Below are 395 nucleotides of genomic sequence, written 5' to 3'. Positions count from 1 at the left end.
CGCCCTACCCAAGTGCCGACGATATCGCGGGCGGCGATGTCTGTGCCGATAGAGCGGTTTTTATTGCTTTCGTTCCGCTCGAAGCCTTGCAGATGGCTGAGGCGGCGGTCTGATTTTTGCAAATTGGCGGCCGCGCGATCCAGTTCGTCATAAGTCGGGAATGTGCCGCGCTTGTTGTCGAGCGTTACGGAATAGGGTTCCGGGAAAACCGGATTGTCGGTCGTGCCGTCGGCTTTGACGTTGCTTTATGTTTTACCGCCGATAACGCCTTTGACCAAAATCCATTGGTTCACAACGACAAATAAGAACGTGTAGAACGCAATTTCCCAAGGACTGGTTTCGATATGTTCGGTAAAGAAGCTTTTTGTCAGTTCGCCGTTGACAGGGCTGGAAAT

General features: G+C 52.2%; 2 pseudogenes. Both read right to left on the bottom strand.

The window, feature by feature from the left end:
* Positions 1 to 107: 107 nt before the first annotated feature.
* Positions 108 to 245 (bottom strand): annotated as a pseudogene (locus ACRPFF_RS11440) (outer membrane protein assembly factor BamE); the annotation flags it as partial.
* A 9-nt stretch (positions 246 to 254) separates the two neighbouring features.
* Positions 255 to 395, bottom strand: a pseudogene (locus ACRPFF_RS11435) (sodium-dependent transporter); the annotation flags it as partial.

The sequence above is a fragment of the Neisseria sp. SLRRB23 genome (assembly GCF_050896295.1).
Taxonomy (GTDB): Bacteria; Pseudomonadota; Gammaproteobacteria; order Burkholderiales; family Neisseriaceae; genus Neisseria.
Note: the sequence above shows the minus strand (reverse complement) of the source record. Positions and strands in the feature narration are given on the sequence as shown.